Below are 17509 nucleotides of genomic sequence, written 5' to 3' on the forward strand. Positions count from 1 at the left end.
GCTGAGCCTGTCGAAGCCTCGCGCAGCGGCTCAACGCGCTCCCAAGCGGATGGATCCACGCGGCAGCGCCGCGCCAACCAAGAAATAATGAGCCGTCCTTTCTCCACGCCCTCCTCATCATGACCCCGAACACCCCCACCACCATCCCCACCACCATCCCCACCACCGCCCTGCAGCTGCGCTCCCTCGTCCAGCCCGACGGCACGCTGCAGATCAGCCTGGAGCCCACGCCCGTGCCCACGCCGGGGCCTGATGAGGTGTTGATCCGGGTGCAGGCCACGCCCATCAACCCGTCGGACATCGGCCTGCTGCTGGGCCCGGCCGATTTGTCCACCGTGCAGGTCAGCGGCACGGCCGACCGGCCGGTGGCCACGGCCCGCATCCCCGAGCGCGCCATGCCGGGCATGGCCGCACGTCTGGGCCAGAGCATGCCGGTGGGCAACGAAGGCGCGGGCCTGGTGGTGGCGGCGGGTGCATCGCCCGCCGCGCAGGCGCTGCTGGGCCGCACGGTGGCCGTGATTGGCGGTGGCATGTATTCGCAATACCGCGCCATGCCTGCGTCGCAGTGCCTGCCGCTGCCGCCGGGCACCACGGCGGCCGAGGGCGCATCGTGTTTTGTGAACCCGCTCACGGCGCTGGGCATGGTGGAGACCATGAAGCGCGAGGGCCACACCGCGCTGGTGCACACCGCTGCGGCCAGCAACCTGGGGCAGATGCTGAACAAGGTGTGCCAGAAGGATGGCATCGCTCTGGTCAACATCGTGCGCAAGCCCGAGCAGACAGCGCTGTTGCGCGAGCTGGGCGCGCAGTATGTGTGCGACAGCAGTGCGCCCACCTTCATGGCCGACCTGACCGACGCACTGGCCGCCACCGGCGCCACCATCGCATTCGACGCCACGGGCGGCGGCACGCTGGCCGGGCAGATCCTGCAGTGCATGGAGGCCGCCATCAACCGCAAGGCCACGGAATACAGCCGCTACGGATCGGCCGTGCACAAGCAGGTGTATCTGTACGGCCACCTGGACACGCGCCCTACCGAAGTGCACCGCACCTTTGGCATGGCCTGGGGCATGGGCGGGTGGCTGCTGTTTCCGTTCTTGCAAAAGATGGGCGACGAGGCCACCCAGGCGCTGCGCGCGCGTGTGGCCGCCGAGCTGAAGACCACCTTTGCCAGCCACTACGCGCGCACGGTGTCGCTGGCGGGGGCGTTGAGTGCGGAAGCGATTGCCTTTTATGGCCCGCGTAACACGGGGGCCAAGGTGCTGATTGATCCGTCGATGGAGTGAGGCTGCGCGGGCGTCTTCCTACGGACTCGCGTTCAGCCATACCAACCGTTCGAGCTGAGCTTGTCGAAGCCCCGCACCGCGCTTCGACAAGCTCAGCGTGAACGGGTTTTGGTGAACCCACCTTCGATCACCCAACACCGCTCGGGCTGAGCCTGTCGAAGCCTCGCGCCGCGCTTCGACAAGCTCAGCGTGAACGGGTTTTGATGAACCCATCTTCGATCACCCAACACCGTTCGGGATGAGCCTGTCGGAGCCTCGCGCACGTCAGGGCAGTATGTTCGCCGCCTTGGCACGCGCAATCTGCAGGTCCGCATCGCGCTGCAGCAGCAGGCGCTGGGCCACCAGGTCGTTGGCGGCCTGCGTCACCGCAGCAACGTAGCCGTCCTGCGTGCCATACAACTCCTCCAGCGACGGCCGTGCATCGCCCGCCGCCAGCCGCGCCGCGCGCGTCTTGTGGAAGGGGATGAAGGCGCCCGTGAGGTTGGCCAGGTCGGTGATGCCGGGCGTGGCCACGTAGTTGAACTCGATGCTGGTGCCCAGGGGCGCACGGGCCTCCACGCTGCGGATGCCGGCGCTGGTGAGGCCGGTGGAGGCATCGACCTGCGGCACCATGATGGCGTAGTCGCGGTTCAGGTTGATGGGCGGCAGGATGGTGGCGATGCCGGATTCGTCCTGCGGGATGTACTGCGGGCCAAAGTCAAACAGCGGGAAGTTGTTGTACAGCCCCCGGTAGTTGAACTCCGGGATCGCCGTCTGTACGCCGCTCACGGCCCAGGTCAGGCCCTTCATCACCGGGAAGGCCATTGCCTCGGGCCGCACCAGCGTGCCGTCAGCCACCTTGGGCACCGCATTGGCCGGCGGCAGCGTGCCGCGCACCACCCAGTCTTCCAGGTTCAGGAACAGCGCGCGGAAGGTGTCGGTGAAGTGCACCACCGTGCCCGTGGGGTAGGTGGCGCGGGTAGGCGCATAGCCAATGCTGGCGGTGCCACCCGCCCCGCCGTGCTGCGTGCTGGCGTAGTAGTACACCCGCGCATTCTCGGGCTGCACCAGGTCCTTGGTGCCGTTGGCGTCGGTCAGCACGGGCGAGCCCTGCAGCTGCCAGAACTCGGTGCCCGACAGGCCCAGGAAGAACTTGGGGCAGGTGTTGGTGGCGGCGCAGCGCTTCATCACCCCGCCCTGGCGCCCGCTCACCTCGTCCATATAGTCCTTGTCCAGGCCGCGCGGCGCCGTCTGGCCGAAGGCAGTGTGGTCAGTGCGCAGGCCGCCGCCACCACCAGGTACGGCAAAGCGGGTGTTGATGTGCGTCTGGCGCGCCGCCACGTGGGCGAACATCCCGTCGAACACCTTGCCGCCATCCAGCGACTGGTTGAAGCCCAGGTGCAGAAAGGTCTTCATCGCATTGCCCGACTGCGACGTACCCTGCCCCAGCGTGTGTGTGATGCGCCCGGCCAGCGGGTTGGGTGTGCCCGTGGAATCCGCCGCCTTGCTGCGGAAGAAACTCACCGTGTCACGCAGCGCAGCCAGGCCCACGCCCATGACCTTGGGGTCCTTGGCCACATAGACCAGTTCATAAAGGTAGGCCGGGTCGAACCCGCCTTTGAGGCACACACTGGTGGCGCTGGCCGTGCCGGGGAAGGCATTGGCGCCGGTGGCGTCGCAGGTAGCAAATTTCCAGTCCGCAGCGGGAATGCCTTCACGCGCATCCGTTTCGTTGCGGCGGCGGGTGAGCGAGTATCCGGGCTGGGTGTTGTCCAGGCTCGCGGGTTCGTAGGGAATCATGCTGCCATTGAACACGCCGCCAGGCAGCGACATGGCGGCGCTGGCCACTGAAGGCACCAGCTCGGTCTTGTACGGGCCGGTGATGCTGCTGCCGTCCTTGTTCTTGGCCACGGGCACGCTGACGGTGAGGCGCGCCGCCGTGCTCTTGGGCACATCGCCCTGCCACGCCGAGTACAGCATCACGTAGCCGCGCTCCAGGTACACCGCGTCGCTGGGCGTGGCCGTGGGGTTGACCATGGTGAGGATGTTGCCCCGGTTCGGCGCGTCGTAGCGCAGCACACCGCTGGCCTTGGCCATGTTCTTGGGCTTGAGCATCACGAAGTCGGCCTTGTAGTCGACCATGCCCCTGGCATTGGTGGGCGCAAGCGCCAGGTCCTGGATGACGGCATTCTTGGGGTCCTTGGGGTCCACCTCGCCGCTCAGCGTTCCGGTGACGCGCTCGTACTCGCCCACGTCCCCGAAAGTGCCCGGGAAAGCCTCGGTGGCGGTGATCGCCAGCTTGAAGGCAGGGCCGTCGTTGCTGCTGCCGCTGCCGCCGCAAGCGGCCAGCGTGGCGGCAGCGGCGGCAGTCAGTACCCAGGGGCGAACGTTCTTGCTCAATGAAATCATGTGTGTCTCCGTGTTTGATTTTTGTGTACGAGGTGTGCGCTGGCAGGCGCACGGGTGCCTGCCAGCGCGCACGCAGGCATGGCTTCGCCCACCCCTGCCGTAAAGGCAAGTGATGACGTTGGCGAAACAGGGGGAACAGGCCCGGCGCGCGGGCCGGGTGCTTATTCGGCCTCGATACCCGCGGCCTTGATCACCTTGCCCCACTTCTGGGTTTCGGCGGCCTGGAACTTGGCCAGTTCATCGGGCGAGGTGGTCCAGGCTTCAGAGCCCGCGTTGTCGAAGAACGACTTGGCCGCTGCGCTCTTGGTGGCATTGCCCAGCAGCTCGTTCAGGCGCGCCACCACCGGCGCGGGCGTGCCCGCAGGCACGTAGGCCGCAAACCAGTAGCCCATGTCGTAGCCCTTCACGCCCGCCTCGTCCAGCGTGGGCACCTCGGGCAATTGCGCGCTGCGCTTTTGCGTGGAGTAGCCCAGCGCACGCAGCTTGCCCGCCTTGACCTGGGGCACGCCGGTGGAGGTGTCGGTGATCATCAAATCGATCTGCCCGCCCAGCAGGTCGGTGATGGCCAGGGGGTTGCTCTTGTAGGGCACGTGCAAGATGTCCACGGCCGCCAGTTGCTTGAGCATTTCGCCCGCCATGCGGCTTGACGAGCTGCCACTGCCGAAGCTGAGCTTGCCGGGGTTCTTCTTGGCAAAGGCCAGCAGCTCGCCCACGCTCTTGTAGGGGGCGTTGGTGTTGACCACCAGCACCTGCCCACCCTTGCCCAGGCCGGTGACGGGGGCGAAGTCCTTCACCGGGTCGTACGAGAGCTTCTTGTACAGGTGCTCGTTGGCGGCGTGCGTGGTGTTGGTGGTGATGAGCACCGTGTAGCCATCGGCCGCCGACTTGGCCACGGCGGACGCGGCGATCATGCCGCTGGCGCCCGCCTTGTTGTCCACCACCACGGGCTGTTTGGTGTCGTTGGTGACGGACTGGCCCAGCGCGCGGGCCAGCTGGTCGGTGGCGCTGCCGGCCGCAAACGGCACGACGAAGGTGATGGCCTTGGCGGGGTAGGCAGCAGCCGCCTGGGCCAACGCAGCGGGGGCGTGCATTGTGCCCAGCGCCAGTACGGCGGCGGTGGCGAGCAGAGCGCGGCGAGGGGATGAATGGGTCATGTTGTCTCCTTGTGTTGGTATGGATGGGAAAGAAAAACGGGGGCTATGCGGCAGGGCCGCCAAGGTGCGGCGCCAGGTGCGGCGCCAGGTGCGCCGGCACGTTGACGGGCATATCGAGCAGCAGGTAGCTGAGTGCCTTGCCATGGCTGTCGAGGTTGAGCGCGTCGTTCACGCCGCCGTCGAGCACATCGTCCAGCACGAGGTTCATGGCCTGCAGCTGGGGCAGCAGGTAGCGCGTGACCTGGCGCGGGCGGCGCTGGGCAAACTGCCGCGCCACGGCGGCTTCGGTGACCTGGTCGACCAGCACACCCCACAGCGCGGGGTGCCAGGCGATGACGCTGATGTTGGAGCGGTTGCCTTTGTCGCCGGTGCGGCTATGGGCCAGGCAGTACAGAGGGACGGTGAGGGTTGGGGCGGTTGTCATGGCGGGTGTGCTCCTCAATCGGCCATCTCGAAACGCACGGCCACCGCATCGCGCGGCACCAGGCACGACACGGTGCCCAGGCGCGGGCGCATGGCGGTGCGCACGCCGCCGCCGCCGGCGGGGCCGCAGGTGTAGAGCGCGGTCACCTCGCGCAGCAGGCGCTGGGCGCTGGCGTGGTCGCGGTGTTGCGCGGCCACGCGCAGGCGCACGTCGCGTGCGTCGCCGGCAGGCGCGTCCAGCCATTGGCTGGCGTCATCGCCAAAGATGCTGGTCACGCCGATCAGGTCGATGCGCAGCGGGCCCAGGCCGCTCAATCGTTCGCGCAGCACCTCACCCGCCAGGCGGGCGCGGGCTTCGGCGCGCGGGCCGGCATACGAGATTTCGCCCTCGGCAAACCAGCCCGATTCAAAACACACGTTGACCTTGAGCGTGGCGGGCCGCGCGTGGCCGCACACGCCTTCCAGCCGCACCGCGTCGGCGCCCACCGTGGTCACGCGGGCGGTGGTGATGTCGGCCACCACGTCGGGCGTGAGGTAGGCGGCCGGGTCGTGCAACTCGTACAGCAGCTGCTCCTTCACCGTGCGTTCGGTGATACAGCCGCCCGTGCCCGGGGGCTTGGTGATGGTGCAGTGGCCGTCGGCGTCGATCTCGGCCATGGGGTAACCAAGGTGCGCAAGGTCCGGCACGTCCTTGTAGCCTGGGTCGGCAAAGTAGCCGCCCGTGACCTGTGCGCCGCATTCCAGCAAATGCCCGGCCATGGTGGCGCGGGCCAGGCGGTCCCAGTCATCCAGCGCCCAGCCGTAGTGGGCCAGCGCCGGGCCCAGCACCAGCGATGGGTCGGCCACCCGGCCGCAGACCACGATGTCGGCGCCTGCGCGCAGCGCGTCGGCAATGGCCTCTGCGCCGATGTAGGCGTTGGCGCTGACGATGGGTTCGGTGGGCATGGCGGCGCCCAGCGCGCTTTGCAGCAGCGCGCGGTGTTCGGGGCCGCTCAGGTCGTCGCCCTGCAGCACGGCAATGCGGGGGCGGGCCAGGCCCAGCTCGGCCGCCAGGGCGTGGATGCGGCGCGCGGCGCCGTGCGGGTTGGCGGCGCCAAAGTTGCTGACGATGCGCACACCGTGCGCCAGGCACTGTGCCAGCACGGGGCGCAGCAGGTCTACCAGCAGGGGTTCATAACCAGCATCGGGGTCGGTGCGGCGCGCCAGCTGGGCCAGGGCCAGCGTGCGCTCGGCCAGGGTCTCGAAGATGAGCACCGCGGGCTGGCCGCTGGCGATGAGCGCCTGCACCACGGGCAGGGCCGCGTCGGTGCGGTCGCCCGAGAAACCGGCGGCGCAGCCCACCAGCAGCTTGGTTGTTTGGTCGTTCGGCATCAATCCGTTGTCTCCTGACCGTGAATGTAGAAACATGGATGTATTCTGTGAAATCGATTGTTACGATCAATCCATCTGAAACGCAGATGAATCCAGACCACCTCGCATGAGCGCCCCCCACCTCTCCAGCCGCCAGCTCGACGCCTTCATCGCGCTGGCCGAGCAGCGCAACTTCACGCGCGCCGCCACGCTGTGCCATTTGTCGCAGCCCGCGTTCAGCGCCCTCATCCGCGCGCTGGAGGACGGCCTGGGCCTGCGCCTGTTCGACCGCAGCACGCGGCATGTGGACCTGACGCCCGAGGGGCAAAACTTTCTCGAATCGGCCCGCCGCATCCGCACCGAGATCACCAGCGCCCTGGCTGCGGTGCGCAGCGCCGCCACACTGCAGCGCGGGCGTGTGGCCGTGGCGCTGCTGCCGTCGCTGGCGGCGGGCTGGCTGCCGGGGGTGCTGGCGCAATACCGCACGGCGCACCCGGGCATCGAGATCGACATTGCCGATGTGCTGTCCGAGCCCTGCATCGACCGCGTGGCCAGCGGCCATGCCGACTTTGCCCTGGCCGCCATCCGCGCCGACACGCCCGCGCTGCAGGCAGAGCCGTTCTGCAGCGACGACTTCCATCTGGTGTGCCCGGCCGACCACCCCCTGGCGCGCCGCCGCAAGGCCATCACCGCGCAGGACCTGGCCGCGTGGCCCTTCATCCACCTGGCGCGCACCAGCAGCGTGCGGCAGTACCTGGAGGCCGCCCTGCACCCGCAGGCCATGCACACGCTGATGGAGGTGGAGCAGCTGGCCACCGTGATGGGCATGGTGCGCGCGGGCCTGGGCATCAGCGTGGTGCCCGCGCTCACGCTGTTCCACTTTGACCAGCCCGGGCTGGTCACGCGGCCACTGGCTCTGCCGGGACTGACGCGGCAGATCTATCTGGTGCGGCGGCGGGATGAGAGCCTTTCGGTGGCCGCGCAGGCGCTGTATGCCCTGGTGAGGGCGCAGCGGCCGCAGTAATGCGCAGGCTACCCGGCACGTCCACCCTGCCTCGGGCGGGTTGCCCGCGCGGGGCATCGGCTTCTAGGCTGCGAGGTTCGCCTGCGTCGTGCCTGCGCTATGCCTGCGCGGTGCCCCTCCACCCTTCTGCCCTGCCATGCCCCCTCACCCCTCCACCCCCTCCCCTCCCTCCATGCGCGCCTGGGCCTGCACGGCCTACGGCGGCCCTGGCGTGCTGCAATTGCGCGACCTGCCGCACCCCGCCCCGGGGCCTGGCGGGGTGCTGGTGCGCATGCACGCGGCCAGCGTGTCGTCGGCCGACATGCGCATTCGCGCGCACAAGCTGCCGCGCGGCTTTGGGCTGTTGGGGCGGCTGGCCCTGGGGCTGACGCGGCCGCGCCGCCCTGTGCTGGGCACGGACGTGGCGGGCGTCGTGGAAGCCGTGGGCCGGCGCGTGACCGGATGGGCCCCGGGCGACGCGGTGGTGGGCGTGGCCGGCATGGCCATGGGCTGCCATGCCGAGTTCTGCGTGCTGCCCGCCACGCGGCCGCTGGTTCGCAAGCCTGGCCGCCTGTCGTTTGCCGAGGCGGCCAGCCTGCCGTTTGGCGGCATGGCGGCGCTCGACTTTTTGAATCGCGCGCAGGTGCAGGCGGGCGAATCGGTGCTGGTGCTGGGCGCGTCGGGCGCGGTGGGCAGCGCCATGGTGCAGCTGGCGGCGCTGCGCGGCGCGCGCGTGACGGCCGTGTGCAGCGGTGCCAACGCGGCACTGGCAGGCTGGCTGGGCGCGCAGGCGGTGATCGACTACACGCAGCAGGACTTCACCCGCACCGGTGAACGCTGGGACGTGATTGCCGACACGGTGGGCGCAAGCCGGTTCGACGCCTGCCTGCCCTGCCTGCACGAACACGGCCGCTACCTGTGCATTGCAGGCAGCCTGACCCAGGTGCTGGCCCGGCCGCGCGGCACACGCCGCAGCATCGGCGGCCCGGCGGCCGAGCGGCCCCACGACCTGCAGGCGCTGATGGACCTGGCCGAGAGCGGCGTGCTGCGGCCCGTGCTGGACTGCGCCTACCCGTTTGGCGACCTGCCCGCAGCGCACGCATATGTGGAAACAGGCCGCAAGCGCGGTGCGGTGGTGCTGCTGGCGCCAGGTGCGTGAATATTAAATTTGATAGCTATAAAACCATATACAGCAAGCGCTGAAGGGCATTTTTATCCATATTTTCACCCTCCACCCCTTCACGCCCGCGCAGCCACGGCCAGTTCCTGGTGCAGCAGCAGCTCCACCTCGCTGGGCTCGAACTGGTCTTGCAGCAGCGGAATGGCAAAGCGGTATTCACCGCCCTCGTGCTTGCGCAGCACGTAGGCCAGCTGCAGGCGCGCCAGCGACTGGCGCAGCGCCTGCGCGTCGGCCGTGATGCCGTGGCCCTGCAGCCGCTGCACCAGGGCCGCCAGGCTGCTGTGCCCCGTCTGGGCCGTGTGGTAGACCACGATGCGGTCGATGCGGCAGGCGGCTTCGTCGTGGCTCAGGCGCCCCCAGCCGGCCAGCGCGTCCTGCACGGCCTGCGAGGCCAGGGCCTGGTCCAGGTGGCGTTTTTCGATCACGCGCTCGCCGGGGGCCAGGGCTTCGAGGCATTCCTGGCACAGGATGGCGACCAGGTTGGCGCGCTGGCCGCTGGCGTCGATGAGGCGGTCCACCAGGCGCTCGTTGTCAAAACCCAGGCGCAGGCGGCGCAGCGGCTCGGTGGCCAGCTCGCGGCAGGCGGCGCGCTCCAGGCCGCCGATGGCCAGCACCTCGCCAAAATTGCGCAGGGGGCTCTGGTAGTCGAGCACGGCCGTGGCATACAGATCCCAGAACCCCGCCAGCATGAACCAGCAGCGGCCCTCTTCGCTGAGCGCGCGCAGGGCGGACAGCTGCGCGTAGCCGCTGGCCGATTCGGCGCGGAAGAACTGGTCGGCCTCGTCGATGAGCAGCACCAGGCGCTTGCCCTGGTACTGCGCCTGCAGGTGGTCCACGATGGCTTCGAGCGGCGTGTCGGCCGCCAGGCCAAACTGCAGCGCCATGCGTGGCGCCAGCCGGTGGTCGCGCAGCGACACGTAGTGGCACACGGTGTGCGGGTGGCCCTGCATGCGGCGCTGCACGGCCTTGAGCAGGCTGCTCTTGCCCAGCTGGCGCCCGCCCACCACCAGGTAGTTGGCGGGCTCGCGGTTGATGACGCGGGCCAGCAGCTGCGCGCGGCCGAAGAACGCACCTTCGCGCGTCACGCCGCCGCGCGTCTGGTAGGGCGAGATGCGGGTGATGCGCAGCTGCGCGGCCAGCTGGCGCAGCAGCACCTGCAGCGCTTCGCCGCCGATCAGCCATTCGGTCTGGGTGGCGCTGTCCACCGCCACGTGCAGGTTGGCGCGGTCTTGGGCATGGGCCTGCAGCAGGGGCCAGGGCGTGTCCACGCTGTGCGCGCTCAGCACCAGCAGCACGTCGCTGCCGGTCTGCGCGGCACGCAGCTGGCGCAGCACGGTGGCCTCGTCAATGCCCGGCGCGGGCACGAACACCAGGCAGCGGTCCAGCGACACGGGCAGGTCGGGCGGAAACTGCCACTCGAACACCTGGCCGGGCAGCGCCCAGTCGGTGCTGGGCTGGCAGCGGGCCGACACGCGCTCGGCCAGGGCACGGGCCAGCGCGGGGGCCCGCTCGCTGCCCGTGGCCTGGGCGCAGGCCACGGCACGGCGCCAGTCCACCATGCGGATGTCGGCCGCCAGCAGCGTGGGCTCCAGCCGCCGCAGCCAGCGCAGCAAGCGGTCGATCTGCGGCAGCCGCGCCAGCGGCGTGCGGCGCAGGCGCGCGGGCCGCAGCTGGCCCGCCCCGATGAGCGGGTGGCGCACCACCCACACCACCGCGCCCACGGCAAAGATGGCGGCGCACCACACGATCAGCGACCGCAGCCAGCCGAACGGGTCGGCATCGGGCGCGGGCGTGGGCCGCTCGAAATCGTCCGTGCTGCCTTCCAGGCAATTGATGGGCAGGTAGCCCATGGGAATGGGCGGCGTGCCGGGGCGGCAGGACCAGGTGGTGGTGCCGGGTTTCAGCTGCACCACCACCTGGGTGCCTGCCAGCTTGCCCAGCTCGGGGTTCTGGGCGATGTCGGCTTGCAGCACATAGGGGCGCGGGGACGTGACGCGCAACTGCGGCTTGGCCACCGGGGGGGCGTAGGCGCCAATGTTCTTGGGCCAGTGGCCCAGCTCGTTGTGCGCCTGCATCATCGCCACGCGCCACTGCACCAGTTCGCCCCACACCGGCCCCACGTTCATGCTCGCCAGGAACCTGCCGCGCGTGGCCGGGTTGTGCTGCGGCGTGAACACGGCGCTGGCCACGAACAGCGTGACCAGCGCGATCACCACGGCGCGCACCACGGGTTTGGACAGCAGGGGCTTCAGTCCGCCAAGCATGAATCCAGCACCATGAAGCCCGCATCACGGATGGTGGCGCAGCGCCAGTGCAGCCGCGCAGCTTCGCCCGTGCCCCGCACGTGGATGAGATTGCCCCAGAACAGGCGGCGCAGCTCGTCGTCTTGCAGATAGGGCCGGGCGTGGCCCAGCTCGTCGGCCTGCAGCAGCTGTTGCAGGCGCGCGCGGCTGGCGGGGGGCTGGGCCAGCGGCAAGAAGGTTTGCCACAGGCGCGGGCTGCTGGCCAAGTGGGTGCGCAGCGCCGTCCAGGCCGCCTGCCCTTCGGTCAGATCGCTGCTTGCCACCGGGTGGTCGACCAGCCACTGCAGCCCTTCCTCGAACAGGGCGGGGTGGCCACCGCTCAGGGTTTGCAGTGCGGCCACGACGGGTTCGGTCCAGGCCGTGTCGGGCCAGCGCAGGTGCGCCAGCTGCATCAGGTCGGCAAGCCCGGGGTCAGGCCAGTGGTGCACCTGCGCGATGTTGAGCAGCGAGAGGTCGCCGCTGCGGTACTTGAGGTCGGCCAGCGCCTCGCCGCCGCACAGCAGCAGGTGGAGGCGGCCGCTGTGCATCTCGCTCAGGCTGCGCAGAATGCCGGCCAGGGTTTCGCGCAGTGCGGGCGTGCCCTGCTCGAAGCGGCTGACCAGGCAGAAGATGCGCTCGCCCGCCAGCAGGCGGCGCTCCAGCGCATGCTCGAATTCATAGTCCGACGCCACATCGCCCAGGCCGCACTGGCGGCCGATGGCGGCGAAGTATTCGGCGGGCACGGCGCTCACGCTGAACGGCGGCTGGATGTGCAGCACCGAGCCTTCGCCATATTGCGCACGTGCGCGCTGCAGCAGTTCGTTGCGAAATGGCGGTTGCCCCCAGTGCGCCGGCGACAGCAGCAGCGCGATGGGGTACGGCATGGCCTGCGCCAGCTGGGCAAACAGCTTGTCCTGAAAAGCGGCAAAGGGCTGCGCGCCGGTGGTTTCCGCCTGCAGCGGAAACTCGGGCGCAAACCCTGCCGCGTTCAGCAGGCGGTTGGCCTCGCTCTCGGTCAGGCGCAGATAGCGCGTGCAGGCCACCAGCTTGTCGCGCGAGCGGGGGTTGGGCACCGAGATGCCGTTGCGCCAGTTGTTCACCGCCTCGCGGCTCAGGCCGATTTCGGTGGCCACGCCCGAGGCGCTGGCGCGGATGCGGCGCATGTAGATCGACAGCAGGTCGGCAAAGGAGTCAGTGGCCATGGAGATGCAAACGGGGGCGAGATCAAGGACGAGCAGCGAGGGACAGGCCCCGCAATGGACGCAAGACGGAAGGAGGCTGGCAGCGATTGTCTTCGCCGCCGGGCCTTAGAACGTGTTTACGATCTCGCAGGGGATCGCCGGGAGATCGTCAACACGTTCTTAGAACCTTTACAGCAGCGGCTGCACCATGGGCCAAGCCTTGGCGCAGGCCAGGCCACAGGCCGTGAGCACCGGGCTGTAGAACACCGTGGCGCCCACCACCGTCATCAGCCAGCCGGGCTCGTCGTCCTCGGCGGCCTTGGTGCTGTCTTTGGTGCCGTCCTTGGCACCGCGCTGGTCATCGTCCTCCCCCGCATCGCCCGTCATCTCCTGCACCAGCATCACGGCCACCACCAGCAGCGCCACGGCCAGCAGCGCCAGGTAGCCGTATTGGAGCGCGGGCTGCGTGAGCGGATAGAAGTAGCCCGCCAGCAGCGTGGCCGGTGCCAGAAAGAACACGTGCATCAGGAGCCGGTACCAGGGGATGCCCTTTGCGGGTTTGTCCAGCGCGCCCATGACCATGCGGTAGGTCAACGCCCCCAGCACCAGGATCACCCCGCCCCACCATTCGATTTGCGTCAGCATGTCGTTGTCTTTCGTTGGTCAGCGGGCCGCCATCACCGTGGCGGGGCCCTGTCCGGCAGCCTCGCCAGCATCCCCGTCTCCATCACCGCCACCGCCCTCCCCGTCCGCGTTGTCGTCATCGTCATCGCCGCGCAGCTCCTTGTATTCGGTCACGATGTAGTACAGCGGCAGCGCGATGGCCAGCACCAGCCCCAGGCCCATCCACAGCCAGAAACCCTTGAACAGCAACACCGTGACCACGGTGAAGATCACGGCATGCACCAGGCCCTTGAACCCGGCGCGCAGCAGCAGCACCGCGATCAGGCCCTGCACGGGCGACTTGCCGGTTTTTCCCATGGCGCGCGCCATGTCCACAAAGGCCTCGGCCGCCTCACGCGCCTCGCGCTGGCGCTTGTCCTCCTGCTGGCGCAGCTTGCCCACGGCCAAGGGCTTGGCGGGGTCTTTGGAGCAGGCATAGCGGTCGTCGCCTTCGCCCTCCTCATTGCCCTCATCATCCCCGGGCTGCTGCACGGGCTCGACCACGGCGCGCCACTCGGGGTGGGCGTCCATGAAGTCCTTGCGCGACACCCAGCGGCCCAGGTCGAAGTGCATGCGCTCGGTTTCGCCCACCTGGTCGTAGAACACTTCGAGCACGGCCGCGCGCAGGCCGCAGCCAAACAGGGTCTCGATGGCCAGAAGCGGCAATTCGCCGCTGGTGCCGGTGTCGAACTGCAGCACCAGGTGCGTCGGCTCTGCCGACACCGACGGGTTGAACCACTCGGCATCCCACAGAGCATCCAGGCCCGGCGCGCCCAGCTTGTCGGCCCAGCGCTCGGCCTGTTCGGTGTTGTCGGCAACCCGGTACTGGTACACGAGCTGTGCCAGCTTGAGCTTGATCGGGTCGTCGAAGAAAAGCTGGAGGGTGTGCGTGTTCTGGGACATGGCTGAGAGCGTGGTTGCAGCCGCGAGCGGCTGTATGTGAATCAAGACAATGCAATGCGGCTGATTGTGGCCATGCACCGCGCCGGGCGCCCCCGCCAACCTGTCCATGCCGCGGGTGGCGCGGTTGACAGGGTGTCCACCGCCCAAGAGCCGGGTCAGCCCTGCGCCATGTCGTCGAGCGCGCGCACCAGCTGGCGCATGTCCATGGCCTTGGCAAAGAGCCAGCCCTGGGCATGCTGCACGCCGTGCTCCCGCAGGTAGGCAGCCTGCGCTTCGGTTTCCACGCCCTCGGCAATCATCTGCAGATGCAGCGACTTCGCCATCTCGATGATGTGGACGATCACGTTGCGGGTGACGGCCTGCGTGCCGATGGTGCTCACAAAGCACTTGTCGATCTTGAGGCGGTCCAGTTCGAACTCGGTGAGGTAAGACAGGCTGGAATAGCCGGTGCCGAAATCGTCAATCGACACGACATGCCCCTGCGCCCGCAGGGCCGCCACCGTCTTGCGGGCCTGATCCACATCCAGAAACACGCGCTCCGTGGCCTCGATGTGCAGGCACCGCGGGTGCACCCGCATCTGCGCGCAGGCACCGCGCAGCCGGTCGGGCAGGTCCGCATTGCTGAAATCCTGCGCCGACAGGTTGATGGCGATGTGGAAATCAGGGCGCGCGCGCAGCAGCTCGGCGGCGTCCTGCACCACCAGCTGCACCACGCGCTCGGTCACGCGGCCGATCAGCTGGCTGCGTTCCGCCTCGGGGATGAACACATCGGGGCTGACCATCACCCCGCGGGCATTGCGCCAGCGCAGCAGGGCCTCGGCCCCCACCCAGCGCCCGGACGCCAGATCGACAATGGGCTGGTACACCAGAAAGAGTTCATCGTTCCGGAGCGCGTCGCGCAGCGCGGTCGACAGCGTGCGCTGCAGCCGCACCAGCTGCACCACCACCAGCGCCAGCACCAGCCCCGCAACCATGCCCACGGGCACCATCACCAGCATGGCACGCCACCACTCGTGGTCGATCTCGCTGCGGGGGATGGCCACATAGGCCGCAAAGTCATAGCGGTCGGATCGGCTCCAGGCCACCACCCGGTTGCCGTCGAAGAAGGTGGATTCCAGCGCGTTGCCGATGCTGGCATGCCATGCCGGATCGAAAGTGCCGTGCTGAAAAAGCGCCTGCCTGCTGCGCGCGCTGCGCACGCCATAGGCCAGGCGGTGCTCGGAAGGGGCGACATCGAGCACGGAGCCTTCGTGCACCAGGGCCGAAAACCCCGTGCGCGGATCGGTGGAGATCACCAGCCGCGACCCCGGCAGCAGCGGGTGCTCCACCTGCGTGCGAACGTCGTAGCCCGCACTGCCCCGGTAGGTGGGCGGCCCCACGCGGTAACGGTTGCGGCCAAACGACGAGCACACCATCTCGCCGTCGGCGATATACCCCACGTCGATGAGCAGGTTGGACTTGAGCACCAGCTTGCGCATGCGGTCCAGGTTCTCGTCGGAGCAGGGGGCCGGGCTGGTGGCGGCGCTCAGGTCGTTCATTGCGCCGCTGAGCTGGTCGGTGACCCGGTGCGCACGGTAGAGAATCTCTGCGGCCAGCCGGCCTGCGCGCAGCTTTTGCTGCTCGAAACTGCGGTATTCGGCCAGCAGCACCGCCGCAATCACGGGCAGCAACACGGCCACCAGCCCCACACCATACAAAACGGCAATCCGAATCTGAACGCGCCGCATAGGTCCCCTCTGCATTCTTGTATTCGCCGCCGCCATGGCGCATGACGGCGGGATCACCACGGCCAGGCAGCCGCCGAGCGCCGACTATGCCACGCGCATGCCCCCCGAACAATGCGCAAGCGCGGCGCGCAAATTCTTGCGGCGGGCATGCCCACACCGCGGGCGCGCGTGGTAAGTTGCCCCGGGGGGCGCGGTGCCCCCGGGAGACAACACCCCGTGATCGCCCTGGCTGCGGCGCTTGGCCGCTACGTGCTGCGGCACTTTCTGTCGTTCGTGCTGATCTGCGCCGTGCTGCTGCTGGCGCAGTGGGGCTGGGCGCAGTGGCGCGCGTGGCAGGCATTGCAGGCCGAAGGCGCAGAGCTGCAGGCCGCGCAGGCCACGGTGTCGCAGCACATTGCAACCGAGGCTGCCGCCAGCCGCCAGCGCACCGCGCAGCTGGCGCAGGCCCCCCTGGCGGTGCTGACCGAACGCCTGCAGGCCCTGGACACGCGCCTGCAAACACGGCAACAGGAGCGCGCCAGCCTGGGCGGCCTGGCCAGCCTGGGCACCCTGGGCCAGCCCGGCACGCCCTTTGTGCAGGCGCACCTGAAGGGCCTGCGGCTGGACGTGGACATTGCGCTGCTGCAACAGGAGCGCACCTATGTGCAGGAGCTGCGCTGGCGCCTGCAGGCCACCCAGAGCGCCGAGCACCAGCGCGCCGAGCTGGAGCGCCTGCGCCAGGCCCACCAGCGCCTGTATGCGCAGTGGCAGGCCGTGCAGGCCGAGCGCCAGGCGCTGCTGCAGGCCCACCCCATCCAGTGCCGGGTGCCGCTGGATTCCCCCGAGCGCAGGGCCTGCGAAGCGCTGCGCCAGCAGCAGGCCGCCCTGCTGGCCGCCAACCAGCGCGCGGCGGCCGACCATGCCGCGCAGCAGGCCCGGCTGGCGGCAACGCCCCCCGCGCCCGCGCCGCTGGGCGCGTTCGAGCCGCTCATCGCCCCGCTGCATGCCCTGGCCGCCCCGCTGCTGGCGCGCCAGACGCAGCTGCTGGCCGAACGCGGCCAGCACTGGATGAACCGCATGGCCGCGCCGGTGCAGCAGGTGCTGCCCGTGGCGCTGTGGATCCTGCTGGGCATCGTGCTGGCGCCGATCGGCATCAAGGCCCTGCTGTACTTCGTGGTGGCGCCCCTGGCCCAGCGCTGCGCGCCCGTCCAGCTGCTGCCGGGCAGCGGGGGCACGGTGGCGCTGGCGCCGGGCGGCTCGGGCGTGTCGTGCGTGGTGGCCTTGCAGGCCGACCAGGAGCTGCTGGTGCACCCCGAGTTCCTGCAGAGCACCGCCGTGCAGGGCGACAAGGACACCTGCTGGCTGTTCAGCCGGGAATACGCGTTCACCAGCCTGGCCGCCGGCCTGGTGGCGCTGACCCGGGTGCGCACGCCTGCCACCGCGCAGCATGTGGTGTCGGCCACGCAAGACCCGCACAGCGAAGTGGCCGTGCTGGACCTGCCCGAAGGCACCGCCCTGGTGATGCAGCCGCACAACCTGGTGGGCGTGCTGCAGCACCGGGGCGCGCCGGTGCGCATCACCTCGCACTGGCGCCTGGCCAGCCTGCATGCGTGGCTCACGCTGCAGCTGCGCTACCTGGCGTTTCACGGCCCTGCACAGCTCATCGTGCAAGGCAGCCGGGGTGTGCGGGTGGAGCAGGCCCAGGGGGGCCGCAGCATTCAGCAGGCCGCCACCATCGGCTTCACGCCCAACCTGGCCTACACCACGCGGCGCAGCGACACGTTTGGGGCCTATCTGCTGGGCAAGCAGGGCCTGTTCAACGACCACTTTGCGGCCGGCACCGACGCGGACGGCGGCGCGCTGCAGGGCTGCTACGTGTATGCGGAAATGCCCCACACCCACCTGCGCGGCGGGCGAGCGCGGCGCGGGCTGGAGGGGGTGCTGGACTCGGTGCTGAAGGTGTTTGGCGTCTAAGAACGTGTTTACGATC

13 protein-coding genes are annotated in these 17509 nt (G+C 69.3%); 4 read left to right on the forward strand and 9 right to left on the reverse strand.

Features of this window, described 5'->3' with window-relative positions; translation table 11 throughout:
* Positions 1-119 precede the first annotated feature (119 nt).
* A complete protein-coding gene (locus ACOQFS_RS01905) occupies positions 120-1286 on the forward strand; it encodes a zinc-binding dehydrogenase (protein WP_421561297.1) in 1167 nt (388 codons plus the stop codon).
* 264 nt (positions 1287-1550) lie between these two features.
* Here the strand turns inward: ACOQFS_RS01905 and ACOQFS_RS01910 are convergent, their stop codons facing one another.
* From ACOQFS_RS01910 to ACOQFS_RS01925, 4 genes are all read right to left on the reverse strand, one after another.
* On the reverse strand, positions 1551-3674 hold the full coding sequence (locus ACOQFS_RS01910; protein ID WP_421561298.1) for an alpha/beta hydrolase domain-containing protein: 2124 nt from the start codon (positions 3672-3674) through the stop codon (positions 1551-1553).
* 161 nt (positions 3675-3835) lie between these two features.
* Positions 3836-4828 (reverse strand): Bug family tripartite tricarboxylate transporter substrate binding protein, encoded by a 993-nt coding sequence (locus ACOQFS_RS01915; protein ID WP_421561299.1) that lies wholly within the window; start codon positions 4826-4828, stop codon positions 3836-3838.
* Between the two features lie 43 nt (positions 4829-4871).
* Complete coding sequence (locus tag ACOQFS_RS01920) at positions 4872-5252, reverse strand: AtuA-related protein (RefSeq protein ID WP_421561300.1); 381 nt, start codon at positions 5250-5252, stop codon at positions 4872-4874.
* A 14-nt stretch (positions 5253-5266) separates the two neighbouring features.
* The gene (locus ACOQFS_RS01925) at positions 5267-6622 is read right to left on the reverse strand and encodes an acyclic terpene utilization AtuA family protein (protein WP_421561301.1); all 1356 of its coding nucleotides are present in this window, start codon (positions 6620-6622) and stop codon (positions 5267-5269) included.
* Between the two features lie 106 nt (positions 6623-6728).
* On the opposite strand from ACOQFS_RS01925, the gene ACOQFS_RS01930 reads away from it, so the two are divergent.
* Both ACOQFS_RS01930 and ACOQFS_RS01935 read left to right on the forward strand, forming a co-directional pair.
* The gene (locus tag ACOQFS_RS01930; protein WP_421561302.1) at positions 6729-7625 is read left to right on the forward strand and encodes a LysR family transcriptional regulator; all 897 of its coding nucleotides are present in this window, start codon (positions 6729-6731) and stop codon (positions 7623-7625) included.
* Between the two features lie 136 nt (positions 7626-7761).
* Positions 7762-8763: an NAD(P)-dependent alcohol dehydrogenase gene (locus ACOQFS_RS01935; protein WP_421561303.1), complete on the forward strand. Its 1002-nt coding sequence runs from the start codon at positions 7762-7764 to the stop codon at positions 8761-8763.
* 80 nt (positions 8764-8843) lie between these two features.
* Here ACOQFS_RS01935 and ACOQFS_RS01940 read toward each other — a convergent pair whose 3' ends face one another.
* The 5 genes from ACOQFS_RS01940 to ACOQFS_RS01960 all read right to left on the reverse strand — a co-directional run bounded on the left by ACOQFS_RS01940 (position 8844) and on the right by ACOQFS_RS01960 (position 15540).
* On the reverse strand, positions 8844-11048 hold the full coding sequence (locus ACOQFS_RS01940; protein WP_421561304.1) for an AAA family ATPase: 2205 nt from the start codon (positions 11046-11048) through the stop codon (positions 8844-8846).
* The gene (locus ACOQFS_RS01945) at positions 11033-12268 is read right to left on the reverse strand and encodes a hypothetical protein (protein WP_421561305.1); all 1236 of its coding nucleotides are present in this window, start codon (positions 12266-12268) and stop codon (positions 11033-11035) included. Before ACOQFS_RS01945 ends, ACOQFS_RS01940 begins: the two co-directional genes overlap by 16 nt.
* A gap of 168 nt (positions 12269-12436) precedes the next feature.
* Positions 12437-12892 (reverse strand): hypothetical protein, encoded by a 456-nt coding sequence (locus ACOQFS_RS01950; protein ID WP_421561306.1) that lies wholly within the window; start codon positions 12890-12892, stop codon positions 12437-12439.
* 18 nt (positions 12893-12910) lie between these two features.
* The gene (locus tag ACOQFS_RS01955; RefSeq protein ID WP_421561307.1) at positions 12911-13813 is read right to left on the reverse strand and encodes a hypothetical protein; all 903 of its coding nucleotides are present in this window, start codon (positions 13811-13813) and stop codon (positions 12911-12913) included.
* A 155-nt stretch (positions 13814-13968) separates the two neighbouring features.
* Positions 13969-15540, reverse strand: coding sequence for an EAL domain-containing protein (locus ACOQFS_RS01960; protein WP_421561308.1), 1572 nt, complete (start codon positions 15538-15540; stop codon positions 13969-13971).
* Between the two features lie 216 nt (positions 15541-15756).
* Between ACOQFS_RS01960 and ACOQFS_RS01965 the strand changes: the two genes are divergently transcribed.
* On the forward strand, positions 15757-17493 hold the full coding sequence (locus tag ACOQFS_RS01965; protein WP_421561309.1) for a hypothetical protein: 1737 nt from the start codon (positions 15757-15759) through the stop codon (positions 17491-17493).
* Positions 17494-17509 lie beyond the last annotated feature (16 nt).

It is taken from the genome of Paracidovorax sp. MALMAid1276 (assembly GCF_049198005.1).
Lineage (GTDB): Bacteria > Pseudomonadota > Gammaproteobacteria > Burkholderiales > Burkholderiaceae_C > Acidovorax.

Coding starts and splice junctions, on each gene's coding strand:
- ACOQFS_RS01905 (WP_421561297.1), top strand. CDS start 120: ATGACCCCGAACACCCCCACCACCATCCCCACCACCATCCCCACCACC.
- ACOQFS_RS01915 (WP_421561299.1), bottom strand. CDS start 4,828: ATGACCCATTCATCCCCTCGCCGCGCTCTGCTCGCCACCGCCGCCGTA.
- ACOQFS_RS01925 (WP_421561301.1), bottom strand. CDS start 6,622: ATGCCGAACGACCAAACAACCAAGCTGCTGGTGGGCTGCGCCGCCGGT.
- ACOQFS_RS01930 (WP_421561302.1), top strand. CDS start 6,729: ATGAGCGCCCCCCACCTCTCCAGCCGCCAGCTCGACGCCTTCATCGCG.
- ACOQFS_RS01935 (WP_421561303.1), top strand. CDS start 7,762: ATGCCCCCTCACCCCTCCACCCCCTCCCCTCCCTCCATGCGCGCCTGG.
- ACOQFS_RS01945 (WP_421561305.1), bottom strand. CDS start 12,268: ATGGCCACTGACTCCTTTGCCGACCTGCTGTCGATCTACATGCGCCGC.
- ACOQFS_RS01910 (WP_421561298.1), bottom strand. CDS start 3,674: ATGATTTCATTGAGCAAGAACGTTCGCCCCTGGGTACTGACTGCCGCC.
- ACOQFS_RS01940 (WP_421561304.1), bottom strand. CDS start 11,048: ATGCTTGGCGGACTGAAGCCCCTGCTGTCCAAACCCGTGGTGCGCGCC.
- ACOQFS_RS01950 (WP_421561306.1), bottom strand. CDS start 12,892: ATGCTGACGCAAATCGAATGGTGGGGCGGGGTGATCCTGGTGCTGGGG.
- ACOQFS_RS01920 (WP_421561300.1), bottom strand. CDS start 5,252: ATGACAACCGCCCCAACCCTCACCGTCCCTCTGTACTGCCTGGCCCAT.
- ACOQFS_RS01960 (WP_421561308.1), bottom strand. CDS start 15,540: ATGCGGCGCGTTCAGATTCGGATTGCCGTTTTGTATGGTGTGGGGCTG.
- ACOQFS_RS01955 (WP_421561307.1), bottom strand. CDS start 13,813: ATGTCCCAGAACACGCACACCCTCCAGCTTTTCTTCGACGACCCGATC.